Raw genomic sequence first — 22,585 nt, 5'->3', positions numbered from 1 at the left:
AGGTTACTGCAAAGACAGAAGTTACTGCCCACTTGCCTGACGCAGACGATCGCGAATGTGAAGTAGCAATGCCTGGCTATCAACAGGAGCACGAGGCTGGGGAATTTCACTGTTGGGCCAATCGGGCAGATCAAAACAGGGGCATTCAGAGGATGCAGATACACCTACCGTCCTAATCGGAACCGGCATAGAACAACGACTGCATGGATTAACTTCCCAGACAGGAGATAACAACTCAGCAATGGTTTGATTCGTGCCTTCCAAGTAAGCAGTACTTGCATTGGTAGAGCGTATTTTCTGCCAACAGCTTTCAAACTCCTGACTGTAATGATTGCCCTGGATCACAGGACGGGGGAGCAAAGCTTCCTCACCACCTTGGATGAGAACTCGTTTGCCAAGTTGAAACCAGTAAGCGAGATACTGCCTAACCTGTTGTTCAGATGCCATAGGTTTGTAGGAATTCAAAAACGCGATCGCTGTCTCTATTTGAATTAGAGGATTGTCGCCTCTTCCAATAGCTCCATGCTACTGTGCGCAACCCCTGTACTAATGAATCGAAATCTGTAACTAAAATTAAGTTCTACTAAAGAGCAGACTCTAGAGAGATTTCTTGAAAAGACCTGTCGTTGATTTAGCAGGCTCAGCATATCGCGGATTACAGAGGTTGAACTTCTGCCTTTTGTAAGAAATCAACCTGTACAACGGAGGTGAAAATGTAGCTTTACCTATTCCTCTAATCTCCCCTGCAAAGGAATGCCAATGCATTTCAGGTTCAGGGCATAACCCGCTGTAACCAGATAGACAGCATTGGCGATCGCTCCAATTTGTCGAGTTAAGGAGCCGAGGCGATCGCGAAACCTTCGCCCTGTTGGATAGGCCGGAACAACCCCCCATCCCGCTTCCTCAGCAACTATAATAATGTGGCACCCAGTCTTGCTTAAACTCTTCACAAGCTCAAATACTGTTGTGTTCCAGGTATCATCGTCCTGCTCCAGACAGTTTGTTAACCAGGTACCCAATGAATCGACCAGCAGACAGGTGTCCTGGGGCACTGAGAGAATCGTTGCCGTCAATTCAACAGGAACATTGAGGGTTTTCCAATTTGTCGGTCGGCGCTGCTGGTGGCGCTCAATGCGGGCCTGCCATTCATGATCCGTTGGGTCAACCTGGGCTGTGGCAACATAAATCACGCTCTTTCCAGAGTGAGCCGCCAATTTTTCAGCCCATTCGCTCTTACCACAGCGAGCCGGACCGGTGACTAGAATTAACCTCTTACCCATTTCAAGAAATCTGAAACATAATTGCCTCGCCGCAATAGAATACTAGGGCATTGTCGGCTTAGAGTAACATTCCGACCGCTTCACAATTACATTGTTTGAGGATAGACCGAAATGAAACAAAACTTGAAACGGATTGAAGCTGCATTACATCAGCTAGCAACCAAACGTTCCGATCTATTAGAGGCTTCCATTCCGTCTCGAATTGATTCAGATCAAGTACTGACTGTTTCCACCAGTTCTTCTAGCTCACCCAATTCTGTAAAAGCGAGTTTGCCGACACTGCCGATTCTACCTGTTGTGGAGTTGAAAGACTCCTCGACTGAAACGAGTCATGTCCCGAAAGAGGGGACGGTTGAGCCTTTATCAACCAGTCTGAGCGAGGTTAAAACTCCAGCCTTACCAAGGCTAAAAACGCCCAGCTTTAGCAGCCATCGTAATGCCGCTAACCCAACGCTGGCAATGGGTTTGCTCAAGGAAATGGAAACAATCGTTGCTGGTTGGCAGGAAGAACTCCAGCAAGTGCTCCGGCAAATTCAAGACCTCTATCTGGAAGGGCCGATTGTCGATGGCTGGCTGGAGTCCTATGCCCACCAGGATGGAGAAGCTCCAGAGTTTCGCCATGCCGATGTGGATTGCCTGATGGATTATGTTGAAAAGATGCGGGCTCATTCTCAAAAGGAGCCCCTGCCGACATCCACCAGCCCCTATGGCGAAAAACTGCAATCAGAGGCAAATGCTGCTGGATACCGCCTGTGTGGGTTGAATGAAGATGGGCAACTCTGGTTTCGTCATTGTCCGGCAGAGCAGGTGCCTGCGGTTGGGATGGCGATCGCTCGCTACCAGCGACTCCGGCTGCTACTTTCCCGCAAGCAATATCTGGAGACTCGTCTGGAGCAACTGGCTGAAACACTGGTTATGGTTCATAGCCGACTCAATGCGTAAGTGGCACCCAGTTTTATAAAGAATTGATACGATTTGTGCCATTGCCGCTGAGGTTCTTTGAATTTCAAGTGTATTTAGAAGCAAATGGCAGGATGTTTTCTATCTTTTCGTTTTATATTTATATTTTTATTGTTTCTCAATCTGGCTTCTCCGGGGTTGCAACTTGAATTTGCGGTAAATTCGGTTGCACCTATCTGACTCAGTCCAGTTAAATAGTTTTACTCCTGATCGAGTTTCTGGAACTGCCTTCAGCCAATGCATCTATCCATTTCCTCCGGGGTGAGGGGGTTGAGGCCCTTCTACCCGTATTCAAGTTCCTAGTCACACTGGAAACGATTTTCTATGACCGCAACTAAGGCTTCAGAAGAACACACAGCGTTTGATGCGTCTACCTCAATCCGATTCATTATCCAGGATGCCTATGACCGGGGTGCTACAGCGCTGTATCTTCAGCCGGGACGGCCACCCTTCTATCGCTTGAGTGGCAAGCTACTTCCTCAAGATCACATTGCTCCTCTGACGCCAGAACAATTTCGCCAGTACCTGCACGAGGTTTTGTCGCCCAAGCAGCTAAAGTACTACCTGGAACATCGCAAACTCGACGCAGATGCCCGTATTCCTGGGTTCATGCAGTGCCGTGTGAATTGCGGACCTACTGCCCAGGGAACTGAGGCAATGAGCCTGAACTCCATCGCCATTGATGGTCCTGGCTTAGAAATTCAGAGACAGGGGACGGTTCGCGCCCTGGTTGAAGACGCCTTTTCCAAAGGAGCTTCTGATATTCACCTCCAGGTTGGAGAGCCTCCCCGCTTCCGGATCCAGGGCAAGATGACACCACAGGCGTCCTATGGTCGAATCACGGCTCGCCAGTTTGATGATTTTCTGGAGGAAGTGCTGTCCTCCACGCAGTTGGAGCAGTTCCGGGCGCGGCAGGAGCTAGACACGGCCATTTTGTACGAAGGACTGGTGCGGTGCCGGGTGAATTGTGCCCAGTCCATTATGGGTGGTTCGATGGTGTTGCGTTTGATTTCGCTCAAGGTACCTTCTCTGGAGGAACTGGGTCTGCCAGACATTTTGGGTTATCTGGTGGAGGAGAAACAGGGGTTGATTCTGGTTACGGGGCCGGTCAATTCGGGTAAATCCACAACTCTGGCAGCCATGCTGCGGCATCTTAACGATACTTTACCGCGCAAAATTGTCACCATTGAAGATCCGATTGAGTACGTACATACGTCAAACCAGTGTTTACTGACTCAACGGGAAGTGGGTTTACATACCCAGGAGTTTAAAGACGCATTGCGGGCATCCTTACGGCAGGATCCGGATGTGATTTTGATTGGGGAAATGCGCGATCGCGAAACGGTTGATACTGCCATTCGAGCCGCTATGACCGGGCACCTGGTCCTGGGTACCTTGCATACAAAGGGGGCGGTCAACGCTTTCAAGCGCCTGCTTAATTTCTATAGTCCAGAAGAGCAGGATACGGTTCGGATTCAAATTGTAGATGCTTTACGGGCGGTGATTGCTCAGACGTTAGTGCCTACCGTTTTGGGTGGGCGAACCGCAGCGCTCGAAATTATGTTGAACACGGATGCCATTCGAGATTATTTGCTCAAGGGAAATACAGAAGAGATTTACCTGCTGATGGAGGAAGGAAATAATGGCAGCCAGACAATGAACCAGGCATTGTTTGACCTGTATGAAGCAGGGGTAATTAATGCTAATGATGCGATCGCGGCCTCTCTCGCTCCTGAAGATTTGCACTATATGCTGAAGAATCACACTCGCCGCTCAAGCCGCTCCGGTTTGATGTCATCGGAGTATTTCAGTCGATAGCTGAACCGGCTAAATTTCTTTAATGAAATTAAAATATTTGAAATCTCTAAGCTAAAATAGGGACACATTGATTCTCATCTCTACAGAGCGCCTATAGATGCTGATTTTGTCTTGGCACAAGCAAGGAGTTTCTTTCTGAATGCGTGAATCTTTCAGTGTTCTGCATTCAATCCCTTCTCAAACTGTCAGGCCTTTGCAGACAGTCTGCCAACCTGAAAGCCTGCCTCCAAGTCAAGCAACGCTGCCTGAGATTGAGCGCGATCGAGTTTTAAACTGGTTAAGTAAGAATGTCCCGGATGCTCGCCTGCAACACATTTTAAGAGTTGAAAGGATGGCAACCGAGCTGGCTCGTCATCATGGGTTAGATGAGGAGCGAGCAGCCCAGGCAGGATTGTTGCATGATTTAGCGAAATTTTTCAAACCCAAACGCCTTTTAGAAATAGCTCAAGCGGAAGGTTTGGAGCTAGACCCTGTAGAAGAAGCGAATCCTCATCTACTGCATGCAGAGGTGGGGGCGATCGTTGCTCGCAACGAGTTTGGCGTTCACGACGACGAAGTGCTTGAGGCAATTCGTAATCACACCCTGGGACGTCCTGGAATGAGCCCTCTGAGCTGTGTGGTCTTTTTAGCAGACAGCCTTGAACCGGGACGGGGTGACACTCCAGAGCTTGAGCATTTACGCCAATTGAGCCTGCAAAACCTTTACTGTGCAGTTTGGCAAACTTGCGATTACTCCATCCAGCAATTGCTGGCTTCCCGGCATCTCATCCATCCCAGAACTGTGCTGACTCGTAACTGGGCGATGGAGAAGGTAAGAGAGAAAAGGGGCTAGGAGAGTTTTGAGTTATGAGTTTTGAGTTATGAGTTTTGAGTTCTAAATGACACCTTCATTCCTATACCGCTCCAAAAACTTTCCCCTTAATCTCTCTTGGATCATCTTTAAATTTCTTTGTGAGGAGTCATGTCCATGTTCATTGAATTTTTTAATTCCCTAACTATTGATGATTGCTTGATGATTGTTCATTTGAAAAATCGCGTAAGGAACTAAAAATTGCATGCCAAATTATTCTCAAGTACCATCTTTTGTCTCTAATGTCGTGACTTCTGGGAAAGGCAATCAGCCTATTGATTTAACAGATCCCAGTTTGCGGTTAGCAATGGCGATCGCCCATGCGGCAGAAGAGCGTAAGGGAGCAGATGTCGCCATTTTGCGGGTAGCAGATGTGTCTCCTCTGGCAGACTACTTTGTCATTGTGACAGGGTTTTCAAAGGTACAGGTGCGGGCGATCGCGCGCTCCATTGAGGAAAAAGTCGAAGAAGATTTACAGCGCGCCCCAGCTCACATTGAAGGCCAGGCAGAGGGCACGTGGATTTTGCTGGATTACGAAGATGTCATCGTTCACACCATGCTGTCCCAGGAACGAGACTTCTATAATCTGGAAGCGTTCTGGGGACATGCGGAACGGGTTAACCTAGAAGCCCTGGCCAGTTGAGGATTAGAGGCTGAGAGGTGTTATCCTCACACCTCTCCCCTCACTAAGTAGCTCCACCCAATTACATTGTAAGAAGAAGGAATGGGGGGCTTCGCCCCCAGGCAGGGGATTCCACCCCCTCCACCCCCCGAATCTATCTTCAATTTAATTTTGTCAAGTTGCTTATTACTTACTTTGGCTCCTACCCATCTTCCTCCCAAATCCGAAGCTGGAAGTAAATCAGTACCAGGGTTGCTGCCAGTAACAAGGTCGCGGCGGCGGCGGCGTAGCCAAAGTCGAATTGGGCAAATGCCTGGTCATAGATGTAGTAGACCAGCAGATTGGTGGAATTTAACGGTCCACCGCCTGTAATCACATACACCTGCTCAAAACTACGCAGGGTGAAGATAGCGGTGGTTACGGTGACGAACACCAATGTTGGGCGCAAACCGGGAAGGGTAATGTGCCAGAATTTCTGCCAGGCTCCAGCCCCATCTAATTCAGCGGCTTCGTATCGAGTGGTGGGAATGGTTTGCAGCCCTGCCAGAAAGACCACCATGTTGAAGCCCAGTTGTTTCCAGAGGCTGAGCAAGATCAGTACCGGCATTGCCCAGGTTGTACTGCTGAGCCAGGGAACAGGAGCCATTCCCAGGGAACCCAACCAGTGATTGACGGGACCATCTGTTTGAAATAGCCAACGGAAACCTAAGCCAACGGCCACTAGAGAGGTAACCGAGGGAATGAAGTAGACAGTTCGCAGTAGATCTCGCAGGGCGAAGGTGTGATCGAGTAATACCGCCAAGCCCAGAGGAATGATCAGACTGGGAATGACGGTTGCCACAGTGAAATAGACGGTATTGCCCAGCACCTGCCAGAAATCAGGGCTGAGGACGAGCCGCCAGTAGTTACGCAAACCTGCCCAGTGAATGCCCGACCGGGTAAAGCTACCCGTTGTAAAGCTGAGGTAGAATAGGTAGCCAATCGGATATAGAACAAAAATACTTAGCAGAATTAAGGCAGGAGCTAGAAAAAACCAGGCTGCGATCGCCTCGTTGTCTAAATATTGAGAAGGCAGGTCTCTGATGGAGGATGGGTGAGAGGGCTGATCGGCAGACATAGAATTTACATTTGTTAAAAATTAGGACGTGCTGTTTCTATCGGTTGCTAGGATAGGCTGACGAAATCTGAAGCCTTCTCCAAATGGATCTTACTGGTTTGAAACAGTTCTGTTTTGAAACATCCATGAGAGTTCTGCTGGCATTGGGATTGCTCCTGGGTGCAGGGGGCTGGGAGACGCTCTCGCGGGAAAACTCCATCACCCCCTTCCCTGCCATTGCTAAAGATGCGCAGACTTCCCCCGAAGAAACAGATCTAGTCATTCAGAAACTGATTGGGCAATGGCAAACCATCCGACCACCTGCTGCCGAGGTGAGTAATGCTATCTTTACCTTCACTTCAGAGGGCAAACTGTTTATTTTAATGGCTGGCGCTTCAGGAGAAACAGCCGTTGCCAGTATGGCATATCAAATTGATTCAAAACGTCAACCCATGCATCTGGATCTCACCCTTTCAAACCGCTCGGATGACCAGATTAAGACGATTTTTGATTTCACAGAGGAGGGGTTGCTGCGGCTGCAACTGTCTGGCATCAATCCGTCTACTCCAAGACCGTCTGCGTTCTCGGATCCACCGTTGAAAAAGATTTCTAACAGCCCAACGATTCAACCGGATGTGAAGGACATTGCTCAAAAAGTGAGGGGCAAAAGTAAGGAAATGGAGGGCAGGTTGTATGTCAGTTCCTTGATTCAGGCGGAGCTTGCCTACTATCTGGAAAATAGTCAGTATGCTAGCGCAATTGACCAGTTGGGGGCTGGGTTTCAGCAAGAAACTGAAAATTACCGCTATGAGATTGTCTCAGGAGAAAAGAACCAATGGGTGGGGGTTCGAGGGGTGGCGAAGCGGCTTGGGCTCAAGAGTTTTGTGGGTGCAGTGTTTACAGCAACTGGAAAAGAAGGCCCTTTCACCCTAATAGCAGCCATCTGTCAGACAAAAGAGCCCACTCGCTTACCTCCCCGCCTGCCAGATCTGATTACGAATGAAGCTGGAGCAGAACCTAGAATTCGATGCCGTGAAGATACTCAGCCTTTTCCCTAATGCCGATCGCCCAACCTATCCTCTCAATCCATTCTGCTTATGACCTTTCAATTTGTCAATTCTGATTGCCAATTCTGACGAATTCTCCAAAAGAAGTGGCTGGTTAATCGCTACTCGCTTATCTGTTGGGTTTCTAAGTATAGTTTGCCTGGTTGCACTCCTGTCGCCCTGGGAAACTGCCAGTGCAAATCCAGTCATCCTGGCTCAAACAGCAAAACCCGGAATTCCTGCTCAGGCGGACGCGATCGCGCAAAAAATGTTGGGGCAATGGCTAACGAAGGAGCTTCTAGCAGGAGACATGGTGATGTTTGTGTTTGCACCCAATGGCAAAGCGTTTTTAATCTCTGGCAAAGCTCCCGATGGCAAACCGCTTGCTCGTGCGATTCAGTACAGTATCAATTCCAAAGCCAGACCCATGCATCTCCCATGCATCTGAATGTGATCTTGAGTCAAGATTCAACCGTTCAAACGGTGTTTGAGTTCACACCTGCTGGGGACCTGCGCATCCAGATGCTGGAAACCTACCCCAGCAAGCCCCGGCCCACTGCCCTGAACACTGATGCTACTGTCTTTCAACAGATTTCTGACTCCACAACCTTACCGCCAAATACCGTCTTGATGAATCCCAGCAGCCTATAGCGATCCTTTTTTGAAATTTGAACGGGGTGCAGGGGTTCTACCCCTTCCTGGGGGCTGCGCCCCCACTCCCCCCTTGACAATCAATGATGGCTACCTACTTACATCAGTAAGAGAGAGCAAAATTTGTGGAGACTGCTAATTTAGCAAGGATTCTGGCAGAATCAGGAGGTGGTATCTGCTGCCAATGAAATGAGTCGGTCTGTTGTAAACATCGATTGTAGTAAAACAAGAATCTGTATCCTGCCCTGGGTACTGCTGTTTGGGTTGGTGGGGGTAGGAGCAGTGGGGGGCGATCGCGACTTCTTCGACCATGGCTCAACCTGCCAGTCCGTCCCAAACCATTCCTGCCAGTCCGTCCCAAACCATTTCAATCACGCAACGGTTATTGGGAAAGTGGCAGCAACAAGGTACACCCCCTGGAGAGACGTTTGCGATCGTGTTCGGATCTGATAGCAAGGCAGCGTTCTTCATATCCACTCCAGAGTGGACAATCGCTTTTCACTCGGGGTACAAGGTTGATGCAAACGCTCAGCCAATGCGTCTGAATTTTTCCCACGCTAGCAACTCAGACGCAAAGGTTTTTGACTTTACGACTGATGGTCAGCTCCGGCTTCAAGGGATTGGTCAGGTTCAACCTTCTGGGTTTTCCGTCTTTAAGAAAATATCCACTAAACCCACTCTGCTACTGGAGCCGCAGATTGTGGCACGGCCAGCACAGGCAAATCCATCACCAGAGTCAGAAGGCAGGCTGTATACCAGTTCGATGCATCAGGCACAGCAAGCCTATTACTTAAAAAATTCAGCATTTGCCAGCACAATAGCTCAGTTAGGGCTAGATCTGAAGCCAGAAACCGAAAACTATCACTATCAGATTGAGTTGCCAGGGAATGCAGGTGAACAAGTCCGGGTGATTGGTCGTGCCAAACGCCCAGAGCTAAAAAGTTTTACGGGAGCCGTATTCAAAACCCAGGTGGACAATCGATACAATATTTTGTTGGGAGTGGTTTGCCAAACAGAACGTCCTTCCCTCACTCCACCCGCTATGCCTTTTTTGGACGGTACTCGCCCACAATGCCCTGCTGGCTCTCAACCTGCTATCTACTGAACCGTTCATGAGTACTGATTTTCCTTGCGTTGAAGCGTCTTCTAGCTTGATTGCACCAGAATTTCCGCCCAATCTACGTCAAGATTTGCCCCAGATCCGGTTGGGGGTGATGGCATCGGGAAGCGGCAGTAACTTCGAGGCGATCGCTCAGGCCATTGCCGACCAGCAACTCAATGCCAGAATTCAGGTGTTGATTTACAACAACCCTGGAGCCAAAGCTGCTATCCGGGCTGAGCGGTGGGGAATTCCGGCAATCTTGTTGAACCATCGTGAATTTGAGAGCCGGGAAGCGCTCGACCAGGCGATTGTCAAAACCTTGTGTGGATACGATGTGGAGTGGGTCATCATGGCCGGTTGGATGCGAATTGTCACCCCCACGCTCATTACCGCCTTCCCAAACCGGATTCTGAACATCCACCCCAGCCTTCTGCCCAGTTTCAAGGGAGCCCACGCCGTAGAGCAAGCACTGGCAGCAGGGGTCAAGATTACGGGTTGCACCGTTCATTACGTAGTGACTGAAGTGGATAGCGGAGCCATTGTGATGCAGGCCGCGGTTCCTGTGATGCCCGATGACACGCCAGAAACCTTGCACAATCGCATTCATATTCAAGAACACCGAATCTTTCCATGGGCGATCGCCCTGGCAGCCGCTCAACAATCGGTTGTTTACAATCATTCCAAAGGCTCTTGAATTGCCAGGAACGCGGCTTTGGCTGCGGCTTGCTCTGCGGCTTTAATCGAGCGTCCACTTCCCTGACCGAGCCGTTGTCCCCGTAACCAGACTTCTGCTAAAAAACGGTCTTCAGCACCGTGTTTTGCCTCCACTTCACTGACTTTATACTCTGGTAGCGTTTTATAATGAGCCTGGCTCCATTCCTGGAGGGCGGCTTTATAGTTTTTACGGGCAGGATCTCGAAGAATCTCTTCCACCAGTTCGTGCAGGTGGGCATCTAACCAGGGATGTACCAGTTCTAATGTATGGGTACTGAGGTAAAGCGCCGCCAGCATTGCTTCAAATGCCTGAGCCATACGGGACTCCTGCCCTAGCTTATCTCTCTGAGCGCTATCGGAGACCAGGAGATAGCGTTCCAGGTTATAGCAGGTTGCAATTTGCGCCAGGGCGCGATCGCTTACCAGGATGGAGCGGACTGCCGCAAACTCTCCAACGGGCAAATCGGGATAGTTTTTGTACAGAAACTCAGCGGCTGCCAACCGAATCACCGCATCTCCAACAAACTCAAGCTGTTCATAATTGTCGGTGCTAGAAATGGTGGCATGGGTTAGAGCCAGATCAAGGAGATGCCATTGAACAGGAGCACTCTCTGGCAGTCCAAGTTTCTGAATCAGGCTCTTAAGCTGTTTTTGGCGATGGGGATACTGGAGTGACATCACTGCCAGTCTATCAGGTCTAAATATCAATTCTCCAGTCTTCAGGCTGAGCAGGGAAGGTTATAGAGCTTCTCAACATAGTTTGCAGAAATGCTGGTAGGCATGTATCCTTCCCGAAATGACTGGAGCGTTTGAGGATTTAAAGCCGTTACATTGGGTCCTGTTTCGGATGAATTTGTGGAACCCAGAGGGTGGTGTTGGGAACGGGCGATCGCGATCGTCTGAGGCAAAACCCCAGCCAGCAGTCCCAACACTTCATCCGATAAACTTGCCAGCACTTGGTTACCAAAAAACGCCTCAAAGCCAGAAAAGAGCTTTTCTACGCGCTGAATGGGATCGGAGTGGTCAGTAATTTTTTGAATCCAGCGAATCCATTGAATTCTACGGCTATAAGCACGCTGGCGCTCTTCGTAGGAGGCAAGCTCAACAATTTCGGGAGAGCCAATGGCAATAATTGCGATACAGTTCTGATCTACAAGTGTGCCCACTGCCGCTCCGGGGCCAGCAAATTCTGCATGATGGGTCTGGCACAAAATCAGACCGCTCCGTTTGTGCTCGCTAACAGCTAATAGTAGGTAGGATTCCAGCAAAGTCACCGATTTGTCTACCGTTAAAACGTGAGAGGTCAAAGTATCCACACGCTCACCTACGAAGTTTTGCATGTGCTCTAGAGTAAGAATACTCATCCGTGTATCAATCCTAGTGCAGGTTCAAAATTCTGTGCTGATTCGCTGGAGCAGCTTTGTTGAATCTATATATTCGTTGAACCAATCAAAAAAATTCGATAAAACGATGACTTGAACGTTGATTGGACAGTTTGAGCGGGAATAGGGAAAGAGCAGGACATAAGCCGGGTTCTGTTCTTCTGAATGCGCTGCACCAGAAGGGCAGTTATCTATCTGGGACGCTTGTTACCAAACGCCTCTAGCGGACTGGCAGAAGGGGAATCCCCTCCTGCACGGAACTGGTAAAAGACCAACCGTAGTTCCTTCTGCCTTGCTTCCAACCGGGGTTTACCGAGCCAGCACCTCTCGATGCTGCTGGTGCGCTCTTACCGCACCTTTGCACCCTTACCTGAGTAGGATGTGGGGTGTAGGGTATGGGGCGTAGGGTTTTTCCCTATTCCCTATTCCCTGTGCCCTGTGCCCTATCTTTCGGCGGTATGTTTCTGTGGCACTATCCTCACGGTCACCCGCACTGGGCGTTACCCAGCAGGTCTGGTCTTTAGGAAGCCCGGACTTTCCTCAAGCTGTTGGGAATATTCTCAACAACCTGTAACTGCCTGCGCCTACTCTTCCCAAATCCAGTCTAGTACAGCAAAACAAAAGTTTTGTTGGGTACAGGGGTGGAACCCCTGTACCCCGTTCTGAGCCTGGTGGTCATTGCTATAATCGCTATTCCTTGGGGTTCCAGGGCAGTCCTACAGTCCAGGGATACTTTTTGAGGATGAACCGGCACAGGACGTAGAACCGATCTCCTCCCAGAGAATTTCTGGGACCGACTAAGCGAAAGGCCAGATCTAGGAAGAATTCCAATTCAATTGCCCGTTTCATAAATTTTTCGTACTTCTTTTTATCAGCTTTAAAGTCAATCAGGGGCTTGCTGACTTCGTACTCCAGATTGAGGGGAGAGTCTTTTTCTGGTTTCTTTTTGCGTTGCAATAAGTCTTCGGCAGTAATGTTTTCTTTAAGGGTTGTATTTGGAGCTACGGTGCTGAATACCTGGTTTTGAAACAGGTCAGTGGTGGTTCCTGGCATGAGGCGGGTGACCCGACGCGATCGCCCCCCCAAATCTGTTAACGCACTATAATCCCAGTCCACATAAATAGAATGATCACTTGATTTGTTGCTAATGCTAATCGAAAGTTGCTTCAATTTATCGAACTCATAGCGCTTATCGAAGCTAAAGCTGATGCCAATCACGTCATCCAAATTTTTTTCATCATTGACACTTTTCTCTGTCAGCGATTGCCTTAAGGCATCTTCATCCAACTGAATGCTGAACTCATCGTTGAATGATTTAATAATTCGAGAAATAAAGTAAGCAATACACAGTAAGTACGCCGTGAGAATGATGGGGTCGGCAGGATTCATTTACAACGCAAGACTTGAATAAATTTTTTTACAGAACCTTCTTTATACTCTTCTTTCACCGTCATTGTAGAAAGGTTTTCAAACCATCCTCTGCGCCAAAAAAAGAAAACCAGAAAGATTCCTATCACAGCCATGACTGCAAGACAGAGCGGGTAGCCCCAATACCAATTCAGTTCAGGCATGTTGAAAGGTGATTTTTCGGGATTAAAGTTCATTCCATACACCCCTGCAATAAAGGTTAAGGGAATGAAGATAGATGACATAACTGTCAAGAACTTCATGACTTCATTCATTTTGTTACTGACAGAAGACAAGTAGACATCCATCAAACTGGATGATAATTCTCGGTACGTTTCCACCATGTCTAGAACTTGAATGGTGTGGTCGTAACAGTCTCGCAGATAGACGCGAACATCGTTACTAATTAAAGCGCTACCGTCGCGAATCAGAGCGTTAATAGCATCTCGTTGAGGCCAGATTGCGCGTCTTAAGGATAATAACTCGCGTTTAAGCTCGTGAATTCGTTCTAAGGTTTTGCGGGTGGGGTTAGAGACAACCTCATCCTCCAACTCTTCAATTTGTTCTCCATAGATTTCTAAAACAGGAAAGAAACCGTCCACAATAGAGTCAATCAGGGCATAGGTCAGGTAGTCTGGGCCATGTCTGCGGATAGAAGCTTTATTGAGTCGTATTCGCTCCCGAATCGGTCCAAAGGAGTCATACTCGGGTTCTTCTTGAACTGTTAGTAAATAGCTTTTCCCTAAAATAAAACTTACCTGCTCACTAATGAAGCCGGTTCCCGTTTTGTCCAGAGTCACCATACGAGCAATGAAAAGAAGTTGATCATCGTATTCTTCTACTTTTGGGCGTTGAGGAACGTTGACAATATCCTCCAGTACGAGGGGATGGAGATCAAAGACGTTCCCCAATCGTTGCAACACATCTTCGCTGCCTAATCCTTTAACGTCTACCCAGGAAACCGATTCAGTATCTAAGTAGGGAGCGCATTCTTCGGGAGTGCTAATTTCGATGCGAATGGCTTTGGCTTCGTTATAGTCGATCAATACGATGATGGGAGGTTCGGCATCGGAGGGAATGGTCAGGGTTCCAGGGGCACTGCCGGGTTCATCATAGAAATAATCGACGTAGGACTCATCGTCTTCAAATTGGTCTTCGAGTTCATCTGCCGGTGTGAGTGTGCCGGGCACAAAGGAGCGATTCTCTACCATCCAGACTTGACCTCGTTGTTTGCTAAAGGAGTGCTTCCACCAATGTAATCGAGAAACTCCGGCTTTCTCGAATTTCTTGACAGAAGCGATCGCCCAGAAGATTTTGCGACTGGAATTCGTTGTCTTGTACGATAATTTTGCTTGCAATGAAAGTGAAAATGCTAGTAGGTGCAATGGCTTTTGGAATGATCCCTCTGATGCTTGATGATTCAATCCAGGGGAAGAGGAAAAGGATGTAGATCAACTGGCAGTTTAAGTATAGAAAACTCACTCACATCGGTATTCAAATTTTTTGAGGCAAGAAGGGATGAGGGCAATACAGCGCTATAGGGAGCAACAAACCGCAATTGCAAAGTCTCCCACAGAAGCCCAGATGGAGGAAGAGCGGATGCGCGATATCTTGTTGTTGCTTGACAGCCTCTTTAGACGGGAGGAAACAACAGCAAAGCTAATTCTGAACTGCCTCTATGATATTGGTTCGGTCAATTGGGTTAACAATAAGTTTCGCACTCGTCCTGCGAATTGGTTGATGAAGTGGATCGCACGCCTGACTAAACCCGCATTCAGGATGTTTGCGCTGCGATGGATGAAGCAGAATTGCCCGGAACTGATTGCTAAATGGATGCATTCAAAGGTTACGTTTGAACAGCCTCAGAATACCCCAGAGGCGGCTGTAGTTGAGGCTGAGACAGCTCAGGAAAATACCTCCCAAGATCTGGAATCGTGTACGCGAGAGATCGTGCGATTGCGATCGCAGGTTAGAACGCTAACCGCTCTATTAATTGGAATGACCGTTTCCCTTGGTAGTGCTGTTGCCTGGACGGTTTGGAAAGACCAGAGCAAGTTGCAATCAGTTACTCACCCGCGGAGTGTAATTACTAAGCGTGCTGAGTAATCGTTGAAATAGTGTACTGTAGCCTCAACCTGTACCTCCTCATGATTCAAATTTCCTATTAAGCTCCGACAGCTTCTTTCGCAGCGTACATCACTTCGAGCGTGATTTCGGTGATGCCGCGATCGCGGGCAAATTTTTCCGTATTCCGCTTCACTTTGCCCCGCACAAAGCCGGGAACTTTGTTGAGTTCGGCTTTAGCGTCTTTTGTCCAGTTCATCTCGGAGTCGGCCGTCAATGCTTTAGTAACCACTTCTTTCGTGTCATGCCCACCGAAGATCTCCAGCAGGTGGTCTTCCATACCCAGGGTGAAGGAGTTGTAGATCAAATCCACAATTTGATTGGTACCTTCGTAACCAACGAAGGGCTTGTAGCCAATGGGGAAGTTTTGAATATGGATGGGGGCGGAGATGACACCGCAGGGAATATCCAGGCGCTTGCCGACGTGACGTTCCATCTGGGTGCCGAAAATGGCAGCGGGTTCGACGCGGGCGATCGCATCCCCCACCTGGGTATGGTCATCGGTTATCAGCACCTCATCACAGTATTCGCTAACCTGCTGCTGGAACCAGTCAGCATCATATTTGCAGTAGGTGCCTGCCCAGACGACATGGATGCCCATTTCTCGGGACAGGATTTTGGTAATGGCAGCGGCATGAGTGTTGTCCCCATAGACAACGGCTTTTTTGCCTGTCAAATTCTGGCAATCAATCGAGCGGGAGAACCAGGCTGCTTGAGAGACGTGCAGAGTTTGCTCGTTGATGTAGTCTTCGTAGTTTACATCCACCCCGTTCTCATTCAGGATCTTCTGGATGGCACGGAGGCAGCGAGCAGTTTCAACCACGCCCATAGGAGTAATATCTACGTAAGGCATGCCGAACTCCGCTTGCAGATAGTTTGCTGCCATCATGCCCAGTTCCCGGTAGGGCACCAGGTTAAACCAGGCGCGGGGCAGGTTCTTCAAATTGTGAACGGAGGCACCTTCGGGAAGGATTTCATTGATTTCAATCCCCAAGTCTGCCATGAGACGCTTTAGCTCGGTGCAGTCGTGGTTGTTGTGGAAGCCGAGGGTGGAAATGCCGATGATATTCACTGAAGGTTTTGCGGTCTTACTCTCCGGCAACTCGCCTGTCTTGCGGGCTTTCTCAATATAGTACTGAACCACCTGATGCAGGGTACGATCGGCCGCTTGCAGTTCGTTGACCCGGTAGTGGTTGACATCCGCCAGCATCACGTCGCCTTTGGCTTCTAACTGGGCGCGATCGCAAAAATTCTGCAAATCTTCTTGCAAAATGCTGGAGGTGCAGGTGGGGGTGAGGATGATCAGGTCGGGGTGTTCTTCGGCATCCTTGCGGGTGATGTTATCGACGACTTTTTCCTGGGACCCCCGTGCCAACACGTTGCGATCAACAATGCTGGCCGTCACAGGGGTAAAGTCCCGCTCCCGTTCCAGCATGGAACGCATCACATTAAAATAATCGTCGCCGAGGGGCGCGTGCATAATGGCGTGGACGTTCTTAAACGAGCTGGCAATGCGAAGGGTGCCAATGTGAGCAGGTCCTGCGTACATCCAGTAAGCCAGTTTCATAGGGTGTCTCTCTTAAGGGGTGAGATGTGAGGGATGAGGGGTGAAGGGATGACCTCTGAAAACCTATTCCCTGCTTAAGTTGGTGATTTTAACGCCTATCGATTGTCTCAAACATTGTGTTGCTATGATGCAGCAGGTAAAAGTTGTTTGAGCTGCTTAACAACTCGCAAGAATCCCTAAAAGCCTGATTTAGAATCAATTAGAGCTATTGGCAGCGATGGGTTAGAGCTCCGATCGTTTATGATTCTTGTTGATTTGTAATAATTTGAAAAGTTGTGACTGAAGGTTGGCCTGGACATGGGTTATCCCTATCCTCCGGGATGTTGGAATGCCTGAGACTGGGCTTCTAGCAATTCCTTAATTCCCTTTTCGGCAACGTCCAGGATGCGATCAAGCTGTTTGCGGCTGAAGCTCCCATCCTCAGCGGTGCCCTGGATTTCAATTAAATCCAGCTTTTCGTTCATCACCACATTGAAGTCAATTTCGGCGGCGACATCTTCTAGATAGTTAAGGTCAAGAAAGGGTTCGTTGTGCAGCAAGCCAACGGAAATCGCCGCGACCTGATGGCGCAGGGGCGATCGCTCCAGTTCTCCACTTGCCACCAGCTTATCAATTGCGTCCTTGAGCGCCACAAAACCACCTGTAATCGAGGTTGTGCGCGTCCCAGCATCGGCCTGTAACACATCTGCATCTACGATGATAGTGCGTTCTCCCAGCGCTTCCATATCGAGGGTCGATCGCAGACTGCGCCCAATCAACCGCTGAATTTCTTGAGTTCGGCCTGAAAGCTTCATGAACTCGCGTTCTTGGCGATCGGGGGTTGCTCCCGGTAACATGCGATATTCGGCAGTCAGCCAACCCTGTCCCTTCCCTTCCAGAAATTTGGGCACCTTGGGTTGAATGGAGACATTGCAGAGAACCTGAGTATCACCAGCCTTTGCCAAAACGGATGCGGTTGCAAAACGGGTGAAGTTGCGAATAAAGCTTACAGGGCGCAGTTGGTCTGGTTGCCGACCGTCTGGACGTTGCCAAGTCATTGGATCTGCCTCAATTACTAAAAGGATGATTTTTATCTAATAACCATCAACTAACAACCAACATCCCCCATTCTTTAATTTCTACTCCCAATTTCTTTAGAATTTTCTGCCTGTCTAGGGATGAGGAGTAAGAGGTGAGGAGAGTTGTGAATTCTGAATTTTGAGTTTTGAGTTATCAAAATTCTTTCGTCCATTGCCTCTCGTCCCCCAATAGACCTGACTCTTACCCCCTCACCCCTACCTCCCTATTGACGGATCAATACATATGGTGTTTCATATGGGAGCAATGTCGGTGAAATACGCTATATTTTGCCTATCTATACTGGATGTAAGGCCCAGTTGAACGAAGGCAATCGTGCCTCTGTAATGTTTAGCTTTAATGTTTAGCTTTGATCATCCAAAGTTAGAGTCGGGGTAAAACCTTGCGACTGATCCCGCGCGTTGCTCGTCTATACAGGCATTTGCTCATGGTTTCACAGGTAGAAGCTCCAACCGTTAGTTCCAGCCAGCCCCTTACGCGTCGAATTGAAGGGTTGGTCCAAGTATTTACCTGCTCTCACCGCAGCTTCTTTACCAGCGTCATGGCCCAGGCGTTGAGAATTGCAGGCCAGGGAACCCCCGTTCTGGTCATCCAGTTTCTAAAGGGCGGAATTGGTCAGGGATTTGAGCATCCGGTGCAGTTAGGACAAAATTTGGATTGGGTCCGGTGCAATTTACCTCGATGTATTGATACGCCCCATTTGAGTCAGGAGGAGGCGCGATCGCTGGTTGCACTCTGGGATCACACGCAAGAAGTTGTAATGCAGGGGAATTATGAGTTGGTTGTACTGGATGAATTAAGCCTTGCCATTCACTTTGGGTTGATTTCAGAAACCGAAGTGCTGGCGTTTCTAAACAAACGTCCCCGGCATGTCGATATCATTCTCACAGGACCAGAGATGCCCCAATCGCTTCTGGATATTGCTGACCAGATCACCGAACTTCGCCGCAGTCATCAACCGTAGCAATTCAGGTAGCGCCTGGTTTCTTGTTCTCATTCAATAAAAAAGATTATTTGGCAGATGACGGTGGAGATAAGTCTACAGCCAGGAGCGGCAGTCATAATCGAGACAGCAGGGTTTGTGCAGTTTCCTAAATCCAGGTTTGGTCATATAGTTCCAAAAGTATCACTTTTACAGTATGGTTTGTCGAACATTTCTTCAAAAATAGATCCTGGCTACTATGGAAAACTCTCGATTACGGTTTTAATTTGGACAAAAGAAATATTTTTCTTAGGAAAGCACAGAAGTTTTGTACGATGTATGTTTTGAATATTCAAGATGATGTCATTCCTTACAACAAGGGTTCCAAAAAAATTGCGGGCAATTCTCAAACAGGAATCATAGCCAGAATCAAAGATTTTATTGAAGCGAACCAATTTATTGAAGCGAACCAAGCATTTCTTACGGCTATACTTATTTTTCTAACTACTATTTAGACAGCACTTCAAGTTGCTTAACTTTCACAACAGTTAACACAAAATAAAAGAGCAGTGATTCAAGAGATGAAGTCACCATAACCAGTGAGGATTAAGCAGAAGTTATGAAATAAAGCTCCATCAAAATTCACAAACCTTCTTAGATTTTTTTCTATAGATTTTTTTCTAAGATTCTTAAATCTATTCAGAAATTCTAGACTTTAGCAATAGTCACAGCTTGAGGTTGATTCTGATATTTCCCAAATCTATCTGCATAGGTGGTTTGGCAAGGCTCTCCTTCGAGAAAAAGAAGTTGTAAGACTCCTTCATTCGCATAGATTCGGCAATCAGCACTAGAAGCATTGCTGAACTCTAGAGTCAAATAACCTTCCCATGAAGCTTCAGCAGGGGTTATATTCGCGATGATCCCACAACGAGCCATTGTTGATTTCCCAATGCAGATAACTGTAATGTTTGGAGGAATCCGCAATCTCTCCAGTGAAACGCCTAAAGCATATGAATTTGCTGGAATAATAAAAAACGATCCATCTTCATCAGTCTGCAATGGAATACTTTCCAAGTTTTCAGGATTAAACCGCTTGGGATTAACGACAGTTCCTGGAATGTGTCTAAAAACTCGGAAGTCTGTTGGTGCAAGTCTCAAATCATAGCCGTAGCTAGATAAACCATAACTGATGACTCGCTTGCCATCTACCTCCCGCACCAGAGAGGTTTCAAACGGCTCGATCATTCCCAAATGAGCTTGTGCAATAATCCACTTATCGTTTTTCAGCATCTTCAAATTTTGCTCTAGAAATTGAATCATAAGAATATAGCAACTACTAGACTCAAACCACAATGTAAGTAATCCGCCATCTATAGGGAAAACGAGTGTAAACTCTGTTAACTACTACTACCTATAGTGTTTCTCTGGTTAGTATAAGCATTGATAGCTACTTTAGTACAGGTAAGTATTCTCTTCATCAGCCTTTCCTCACAGACTATCTAGTCCTGGCGGAGATCTATTACGCTGTATGAAGTGTTCGACGCTGGCTATGGTGGAACAACTTAAACCGCGTTATTCGATCGCCTGGATTAATCGAATGGCAGAAATCCCGCAGGCGGAGTGGGATGCTCTGGCAATGCCGCTGAAGACCCCATTCTTTGAATGGGAATGGTTGAACAATATGGAAACGTCTGGTAGTGCTACGGCACGGTCGGGCTGGTTGCCGAACCATTTAACGGTCTGGCGCGATCGCTCCCTGATTGCGGCAGCTCCCCTTTATGTGAAAGGGCACAGCTACGGTGAATTTGTGTTTGACCATCAGTGGGCGGATCTGGCAACCCGGTTGGGGATCGAGTACTACCCCAAGCTGCTGGGGATGTCGCCCTTCACTCCAGCGGAAGGATACCGATTTTTAATTGCACCGGGTGAGGATGAGGATGAACTGACGGCCATGATGGTAAATGCGATTGACCATTTTTGCGATCGCAACCAAATCTCTGGCTGTAACTTTCTTTACATCGATCCAGAGTGGCGGCCTGTCATTGAGCGTCATGGCTTTAGCAGTTGGCTACATCACAGCTTCATCTGGCAGAATCAAGGCTTTCAAACCTTTGATGACTATTTAAATTTGTTCAATGCTAACCAGAGGCGCAATGTCAAACGGGAACGGAAAGCTGTTGAAAAGGCAGGGTTGTCTTTACGTGCTTTAACGGGTGAAGCGATCCCAAAGTCGCTATTTCCTCTGATGTACGCTTTTTACAGTGATACCTGCGATAAGTTTGGCTGGTGGGGTAGCAAATATTTAACCCGTAAGTTTTTCGAACAGCTTTATCCCCGCTATTGCCATCGAGTTTTGTTTATTGCCGCTTACAATGAACAGGATCCGTCCCATCCCATCGGAATGTCATTTTGTCTCACAAAGGGTGACCATCTCTATGGACGTTATTGGGGTGCGTCTCAGGATATTGACTGTCTTCATTTTGATGCTTGCTACTACACTCCAATTGAGTGGGCAATTTCTCAGGGAATTCAGATTTTTGATCCCGGCGCAGGTGGACAACACAAAAAACGTCGCGGCTTCCCGGCCACTCCGAACTATTCCGTTCATCGGTTCTACCACCCGCGTCTGGCGCAGATTTTCCGTTCTTACATCAATGAGGTGAACGAGATGGAGCAGCGTGAGATCGATGCAATTAACAAGGTTTTGCCGTTCAAGCAAGAGATAAACAATTAAGGTAGGGGCGGTTTTTGTTATCTAACTTTCGCTCTGTTCAGATTTTTTCCCAAAACCTACCCATATCAATTTAGAGGGACAGGTATACCTGTCCCTCTAAATTGATTGTTCAATGATTGTTCAAAGCTGTCAGAAGTTATGGATTAGAAGTTCATTTCAGCCGCTTGCACTCGTTCTACCTGCTTCTTCTTGAGAATCAGGAAGATTTGGAACAACATAGTAATCGCAAAGAAAGCTAGCAGACCTTTGATGCGATCGGGGTTCTGAAGGACGATTTCCGTGTCAGCTTGACCAAATCCGCCCACATTCGGATTTTCGGTTAGTGCTTCACCCGACTTCACTTCTTGCCCCTCAGATACGATCAAGGCTGGGCCTGGAGGAATGGTGTCAACTACGGTACTGCCATTTTCTGCTTGAATCGTGACCTGGTAGCCACCATCTTCGGGCTTGGCAATTTTGGTCACCAATCCAGCTGCAGAAGCGGTGTAGACCGTATTGTTACTTTTTTCACCATTTGGGTAGACCTGCCCACGACCACGGTTGCCACCGACATGAATAGCGTACTTACCAAAGTGGATGGATTGATTAGTTTTTGGATCGGGAGATAGAACTGGAAAGACAATCTCCTGATACTGCTCACCAGGTAGCGGTCCAATTACTACGATATTTTCCTTGTCTTCACTGTAGGGCTGGAAGTAAAGGTCTTGAACCTTTTCCTTCATTTCCTCAGGAATTCGATCTTCGGGCGCAATTTTGAAACCCTCTGGCAGCATCAGTACGGCACCCACATTTAGGGGTCCCTTTTCGCCGTTGCCCAGCACCTGTTGCGCCGTCTTATCGTAGGGAATTTTCACCACAGCTTCAAATACCGTATCAGGTAGTACCGACTGAGGCACTTCAACCTGAGTTGGTTTAGCGGCCAGGTGACAGTTTGCACATACAATCCGTCCGGTTGCTTCCCGCGGGTTGCTGTAGGCTTGCTGCGCAAAGATTGGATAGGCATTGGCTGCCTGGGGCATGATGAGGTTTCCAGCCAGAAGAAGGGCGATCGCAGTAATCACCAGAGTCGCCCGCTTCAGCAGCCCCATACCGAATAACGATCTCTCTAAAGAAACGGTTTTCATTTGTAATGCCAGTCGCAAAAAGAACATTTACAAGAAGCAACGCCTGGGAACGGAATCCCTTTATTCCAGAGAGGTGAGGGTGAATCTTTACCAGATCCCTGAGCCCTCC

24 protein-coding genes and 1 other RNA gene are annotated in these 22,585 nt (G+C 48.1%); 12 read left to right on the top strand and 13 right to left on the bottom strand.

The window, feature by feature from the left end:
• Window positions 1-21: 21 nt before the first annotated feature.
• Both P4D80_RS16895 and cobU read right to left on the bottom strand, forming a co-directional pair.
• Window positions 22-447, bottom strand: a complete 426-nt coding sequence (locus P4D80_RS16895) for a hypothetical protein (protein ID WP_421655182.1) — start codon at window positions 445-447, stop codon at window positions 22-24.
• Between the two features lie 278 nt (window positions 448-725).
• Window positions 726-1,280 carry a bifunctional adenosylcobinamide kinase/adenosylcobinamide-phosphate guanylyltransferase gene (gene cobU, locus P4D80_RS16890; RefSeq protein ID WP_421655181.1) on the bottom strand — a complete coding sequence of 185 codons (555 nt, stop codon included), beginning with the start codon at window positions 1,278-1,280 and terminating at the stop codon, window positions 726-728.
• Between the two features lie 111 nt (window positions 1,281-1,391).
• Between cobU and P4D80_RS16885 the strand changes: the two genes are divergently transcribed.
• The 4 genes from P4D80_RS16885 to rsfS all read left to right on the top strand — a co-directional run bounded on the left by P4D80_RS16885 (window position 1,392) and on the right by rsfS (window position 5,551).
• Window positions 1,392-2,222 carry a hypothetical protein gene (locus P4D80_RS16885; RefSeq protein ID WP_421655180.1) on the top strand — a complete coding sequence of 277 codons (831 nt, stop codon included), beginning with the start codon at window positions 1,392-1,394 and terminating at the stop codon, window positions 2,220-2,222.
• Between the two features lie 342 nt (window positions 2,223-2,564).
• Complete coding sequence (locus tag P4D80_RS16880; RefSeq protein ID WP_421655179.1) at window positions 2,565-4,058, top strand: type IV pilus twitching motility protein PilT; 1,494 nt, start codon at window positions 2,565-2,567, stop codon at window positions 4,056-4,058.
• 139 nt (window positions 4,059-4,197) lie between these two features.
• Complete coding sequence (gene yqeK / locus P4D80_RS16875; protein WP_421655178.1) at window positions 4,198-4,890, top strand: bis(5'-nucleosyl)-tetraphosphatase (symmetrical) YqeK; 693 nt, start codon at window positions 4,198-4,200, stop codon at window positions 4,888-4,890.
• Window positions 4,891-5,113: 223 nt separating this feature from the next.
• Window positions 5,114-5,551 carry a ribosome silencing factor gene (gene rsfS, locus P4D80_RS16870; protein ID WP_421655177.1) on the top strand — a complete coding sequence of 146 codons (438 nt, stop codon included), beginning with the start codon at window positions 5,114-5,116 and terminating at the stop codon, window positions 5,549-5,551.
• A gap of 181 nt (window positions 5,552-5,732) precedes the next feature.
• On the opposite strand, the gene P4D80_RS16865 is transcribed toward rsfS, so the two are convergent.
• Window positions 5,733-6,647 (bottom strand): carbohydrate ABC transporter permease, encoded by a 915-nt coding sequence (locus P4D80_RS16865; protein ID WP_421655176.1) that lies wholly within the window; start codon window positions 6,645-6,647, stop codon window positions 5,733-5,735.
• Window positions 6,648-6,772: 125 nt separating this feature from the next.
• On the opposite strand from P4D80_RS16865, the gene P4D80_RS16860 reads away from it, so the two are divergent.
• Genes P4D80_RS16860 through P4D80_RS16850 form a run of 3 tightly spaced genes read left to right on the top strand, consistent with a single transcriptional unit; the run spans window position 6,773 to window position 8,323 of the window.
• The gene (locus P4D80_RS16860) at window positions 6,773-7,684 is read left to right on the top strand and encodes a type IV pilin-like G/H family protein (RefSeq protein WP_421655175.1); all 912 of its coding nucleotides are present in this window, start codon (window positions 6,773-6,775) and stop codon (window positions 7,682-7,684) included.
• Window positions 7,685-7,736: 52 nt separating this feature from the next.
• A complete protein-coding gene (locus tag P4D80_RS16855; RefSeq protein WP_421655174.1) occupies window positions 7,737-8,120 on the top strand; it encodes a hypothetical protein in 384 nt (127 codons plus the stop codon).
• Entirely contained in the window at window positions 8,111-8,323 is a 213-nt protein-coding gene (locus P4D80_RS16850) for a hypothetical protein (protein WP_421655173.1), read from the top strand. The genes P4D80_RS16855 and P4D80_RS16850 overlap by 10 nt, the downstream gene beginning before the upstream one ends.
• Before the next feature lie 135 nt (window positions 8,324-8,458).
• On the opposite strand, the gene P4D80_RS16845 is transcribed toward P4D80_RS16850, so the two are convergent.
• On the bottom strand, window positions 8,459-8,635 hold the full coding sequence (locus tag P4D80_RS16845) for a hypothetical protein (protein ID WP_421655172.1): 177 nt from the start codon (window positions 8,633-8,635) through the stop codon (window positions 8,459-8,461).
• Here P4D80_RS16845 and P4D80_RS16840 point away from each other — a divergent pair.
• Together P4D80_RS16840 and purN are read left to right on the top strand one after the other, a co-directional pair.
• Window positions 8,634-9,428, top strand: a complete 795-nt coding sequence (locus P4D80_RS16840) for a type IV pilin-like G/H family protein (RefSeq protein ID WP_421655171.1) — start codon at window positions 8,634-8,636, stop codon at window positions 9,426-9,428. The two genes, P4D80_RS16845 and P4D80_RS16840, sit on opposite strands and share 2 nt — an antisense overlap.
• A gap of 7 nt (window positions 9,429-9,435) precedes the next feature.
• Entirely contained in the window at window positions 9,436-10,119 is a 684-nt protein-coding gene (gene purN, locus P4D80_RS16835) for a phosphoribosylglycinamide formyltransferase (protein ID WP_421655170.1), read from the top strand.
• Here the strand turns inward: purN and rnc are convergent.
• The 5 genes from rnc to corA all read right to left on the bottom strand — a co-directional run bounded on the left by rnc (window position 10,101) and on the right by corA (window position 14,286).
• Window positions 10,101-10,817, bottom strand: coding sequence for a ribonuclease III (gene rnc, locus P4D80_RS16830; RefSeq protein WP_421655169.1), 717 nt, complete (start codon window positions 10,815-10,817; stop codon window positions 10,101-10,103). The genes purN and rnc overlap by 19 nt on opposite strands.
• Window positions 10,818-10,858: 41 nt before the next feature.
• Window positions 10,859-11,503: a hypothetical protein gene (locus tag P4D80_RS16825; protein WP_421655168.1), complete on the bottom strand. Its 645-nt coding sequence runs from the start codon at window positions 11,501-11,503 to the stop codon at window positions 10,859-10,861.
• Between the two features lie 145 nt (window positions 11,504-11,648).
• Window positions 11,649-12,112: RNase P RNA component class A (gene rnpB / locus P4D80_RS16820), an RNA gene on the bottom strand.
• A gap of 99 nt (window positions 12,113-12,211) precedes the next feature.
• Window positions 12,212-12,910, bottom strand: coding sequence for a hypothetical protein (locus tag P4D80_RS16815; protein WP_421655167.1), 699 nt, complete (start codon window positions 12,908-12,910; stop codon window positions 12,212-12,214).
• Complete coding sequence (gene corA / locus P4D80_RS16810) at window positions 12,907-14,286, bottom strand: magnesium/cobalt transporter CorA (protein ID WP_421655166.1); 1,380 nt, start codon at window positions 14,284-14,286, stop codon at window positions 12,907-12,909. The genes P4D80_RS16815 and corA overlap by 4 nt, the downstream gene beginning before the upstream one ends.
• A 160-nt stretch (window positions 14,287-14,446) precedes the next feature.
• Between corA and P4D80_RS16805 the strand changes: the two genes are divergently transcribed.
• On the top strand, window positions 14,447-15,034 hold the full coding sequence (locus tag P4D80_RS16805) for a hypothetical protein (RefSeq protein WP_421655165.1): 588 nt from the start codon (window positions 14,447-14,449) through the stop codon (window positions 15,032-15,034).
• Window positions 15,035-15,092: 58 nt separating this feature from the next.
• Here the strand turns inward: P4D80_RS16805 and bchB are convergent, their stop codons facing one another.
• Both bchB and rph read right to left on the bottom strand, forming a co-directional pair.
• The gene (bchB, locus tag P4D80_RS16800; protein ID WP_421655164.1) at window positions 15,093-16,619 is read right to left on the bottom strand and encodes a ferredoxin:protochlorophyllide reductase (ATP-dependent) subunit B; all 1,527 of its coding nucleotides are present in this window, start codon (window positions 16,617-16,619) and stop codon (window positions 15,093-15,095) included.
• A 308-nt stretch (window positions 16,620-16,927) separates the two neighbouring features.
• Complete coding sequence (gene rph, locus P4D80_RS16795) at window positions 16,928-17,656, bottom strand: ribonuclease PH (RefSeq protein WP_421655163.1); 729 nt, start codon at window positions 17,654-17,656, stop codon at window positions 16,928-16,930.
• A 467-nt stretch (window positions 17,657-18,123) separates the two neighbouring features.
• Between rph and P4D80_RS16790 the strand changes: the two genes are divergently transcribed.
• The gene (locus tag P4D80_RS16790; RefSeq protein WP_421655162.1) at window positions 18,124-18,660 is read left to right on the top strand and encodes a P-loop NTPase family protein; all 537 of its coding nucleotides are present in this window, start codon (window positions 18,124-18,126) and stop codon (window positions 18,658-18,660) included.
• 666 nt (window positions 18,661-19,326) lie between these two features.
• On the opposite strand, the gene dcd is transcribed toward P4D80_RS16790, so the two are convergent.
• Entirely contained in the window at window positions 19,327-19,908 is a 582-nt protein-coding gene (dcd, locus tag P4D80_RS16785; protein WP_421659552.1) for a dCTP deaminase, read from the bottom strand.
• A 238-nt stretch (window positions 19,909-20,146) separates the two neighbouring features.
• Here dcd and P4D80_RS16780 point away from each other — a divergent pair, with 238 nt between their 5' ends.
• Complete coding sequence (locus tag P4D80_RS16780; protein WP_421655161.1) at window positions 20,147-21,352, top strand: GNAT family N-acetyltransferase; 1,206 nt, start codon at window positions 20,147-20,149, stop codon at window positions 21,350-21,352.
• A gap of 143 nt (window positions 21,353-21,495) precedes the next feature.
• Here P4D80_RS16780 and petA read toward each other — a convergent pair whose 3' ends face one another.
• Complete coding sequence (gene petA / locus P4D80_RS16775; RefSeq protein ID WP_421655160.1) at window positions 21,496-22,476, bottom strand: cytochrome f; 981 nt, start codon at window positions 22,474-22,476, stop codon at window positions 21,496-21,498.
• Between the last annotated feature and the right edge of the window lie 109 nt (window positions 22,477-22,585).

The organism is Leptothermofonsia sp. ETS-13 (assembly GCF_049200465.1).
Classification (GTDB): domain Bacteria; phylum Cyanobacteriota; class Cyanobacteriia; order Leptolyngbyales; family Leptolyngbyaceae; genus Leptothermofonsia.
This window is presented reverse-complemented; position numbering and strand designations above follow the sequence as displayed.

Coding starts and splice junctions, on each gene's coding strand:
- P4D80_RS16895 (WP_421655182.1), bottom strand. CDS start 447: ATGGCATCTGAACAACAGGTTAGGCAGTATCTCGCTTACTGGTTTCAA.
- cobU (WP_421655181.1), bottom strand. CDS start 1,280: ATGGGTAAGAGGTTAATTCTAGTCACCGGTCCGGCTCGCTGTGGTAAG.
- P4D80_RS16885 (WP_421655180.1), top strand. CDS start 1,392: ATGAAACAAAACTTGAAACGGATTGAAGCTGCATTACATCAGCTAGCA.
- P4D80_RS16880 (WP_421655179.1), top strand. CDS start 2,565: ATGACCGCAACTAAGGCTTCAGAAGAACACACAGCGTTTGATGCGTCT.
- yqeK (WP_421655178.1), top strand. CDS start 4,198: ATGCGTGAATCTTTCAGTGTTCTGCATTCAATCCCTTCTCAAACTGTC.
- rsfS (WP_421655177.1), top strand. CDS start 5,114: ATGCCAAATTATTCTCAAGTACCATCTTTTGTCTCTAATGTCGTGACT.
- P4D80_RS16865 (WP_421655176.1), bottom strand. CDS start 6,647: ATGTCTGCCGATCAGCCCTCTCACCCATCCTCCATCAGAGACCTGCCT.
- P4D80_RS16860 (WP_421655175.1), top strand. CDS start 6,773: ATGAGAGTTCTGCTGGCATTGGGATTGCTCCTGGGTGCAGGGGGCTGG.
- P4D80_RS16850 (WP_421655173.1), top strand. CDS start 8,111: ATGCATCTGAATGTGATCTTGAGTCAAGATTCAACCGTTCAAACGGTG.
- P4D80_RS16840 (WP_421655171.1), top strand. CDS start 8,634: ATGGCTCAACCTGCCAGTCCGTCCCAAACCATTCCTGCCAGTCCGTCC.
- P4D80_RS16845 (WP_421655172.1), bottom strand. CDS start 8,635: ATGGTCGAAGAAGTCGCGATCGCCCCCCACTGCTCCTACCCCCACCAA.
- purN (WP_421655170.1), top strand. CDS start 9,436: ATGAGTACTGATTTTCCTTGCGTTGAAGCGTCTTCTAGCTTGATTGCA.
- rnc (WP_421655169.1), bottom strand. CDS start 10,817: ATGTCACTCCAGTATCCCCATCGCCAAAAACAGCTTAAGAGCCTGATT.
- P4D80_RS16825 (WP_421655168.1), bottom strand. CDS start 11,503: ATGAGTATTCTTACTCTAGAGCACATGCAAAACTTCGTAGGTGAGCGT.
- P4D80_RS16815 (WP_421655167.1), bottom strand. CDS start 12,910: ATGAATCCTGCCGACCCCATCATTCTCACGGCGTACTTACTGTGTATT.
- P4D80_RS16805 (WP_421655165.1), top strand. CDS start 14,447: ATGAGGGCAATACAGCGCTATAGGGAGCAACAAACCGCAATTGCAAAG.
- bchB (WP_421655164.1), bottom strand. CDS start 16,619: ATGAAACTGGCTTACTGGATGTACGCAGGACCTGCTCACATTGGCACC.
- rph (WP_421655163.1), bottom strand. CDS start 17,656: ATGACTTGGCAACGTCCAGACGGTCGGCAACCAGACCAACTGCGCCCT.
- P4D80_RS16790 (WP_421655162.1), top strand. CDS start 18,124: ATGGTTTCACAGGTAGAAGCTCCAACCGTTAGTTCCAGCCAGCCCCTT.
- dcd (WP_421659552.1), bottom strand. CDS start 19,908: ATGCTGAAAAACGATAAGTGGATTATTGCACAAGCTCATTTGGGAATG.
- P4D80_RS16780 (WP_421655161.1), top strand. CDS start 20,147: ATGAAGTGTTCGACGCTGGCTATGGTGGAACAACTTAAACCGCGTTAT.
- petA (WP_421655160.1), bottom strand. CDS start 22,476: ATGAAAACCGTTTCTTTAGAGAGATCGTTATTCGGTATGGGGCTGCTG.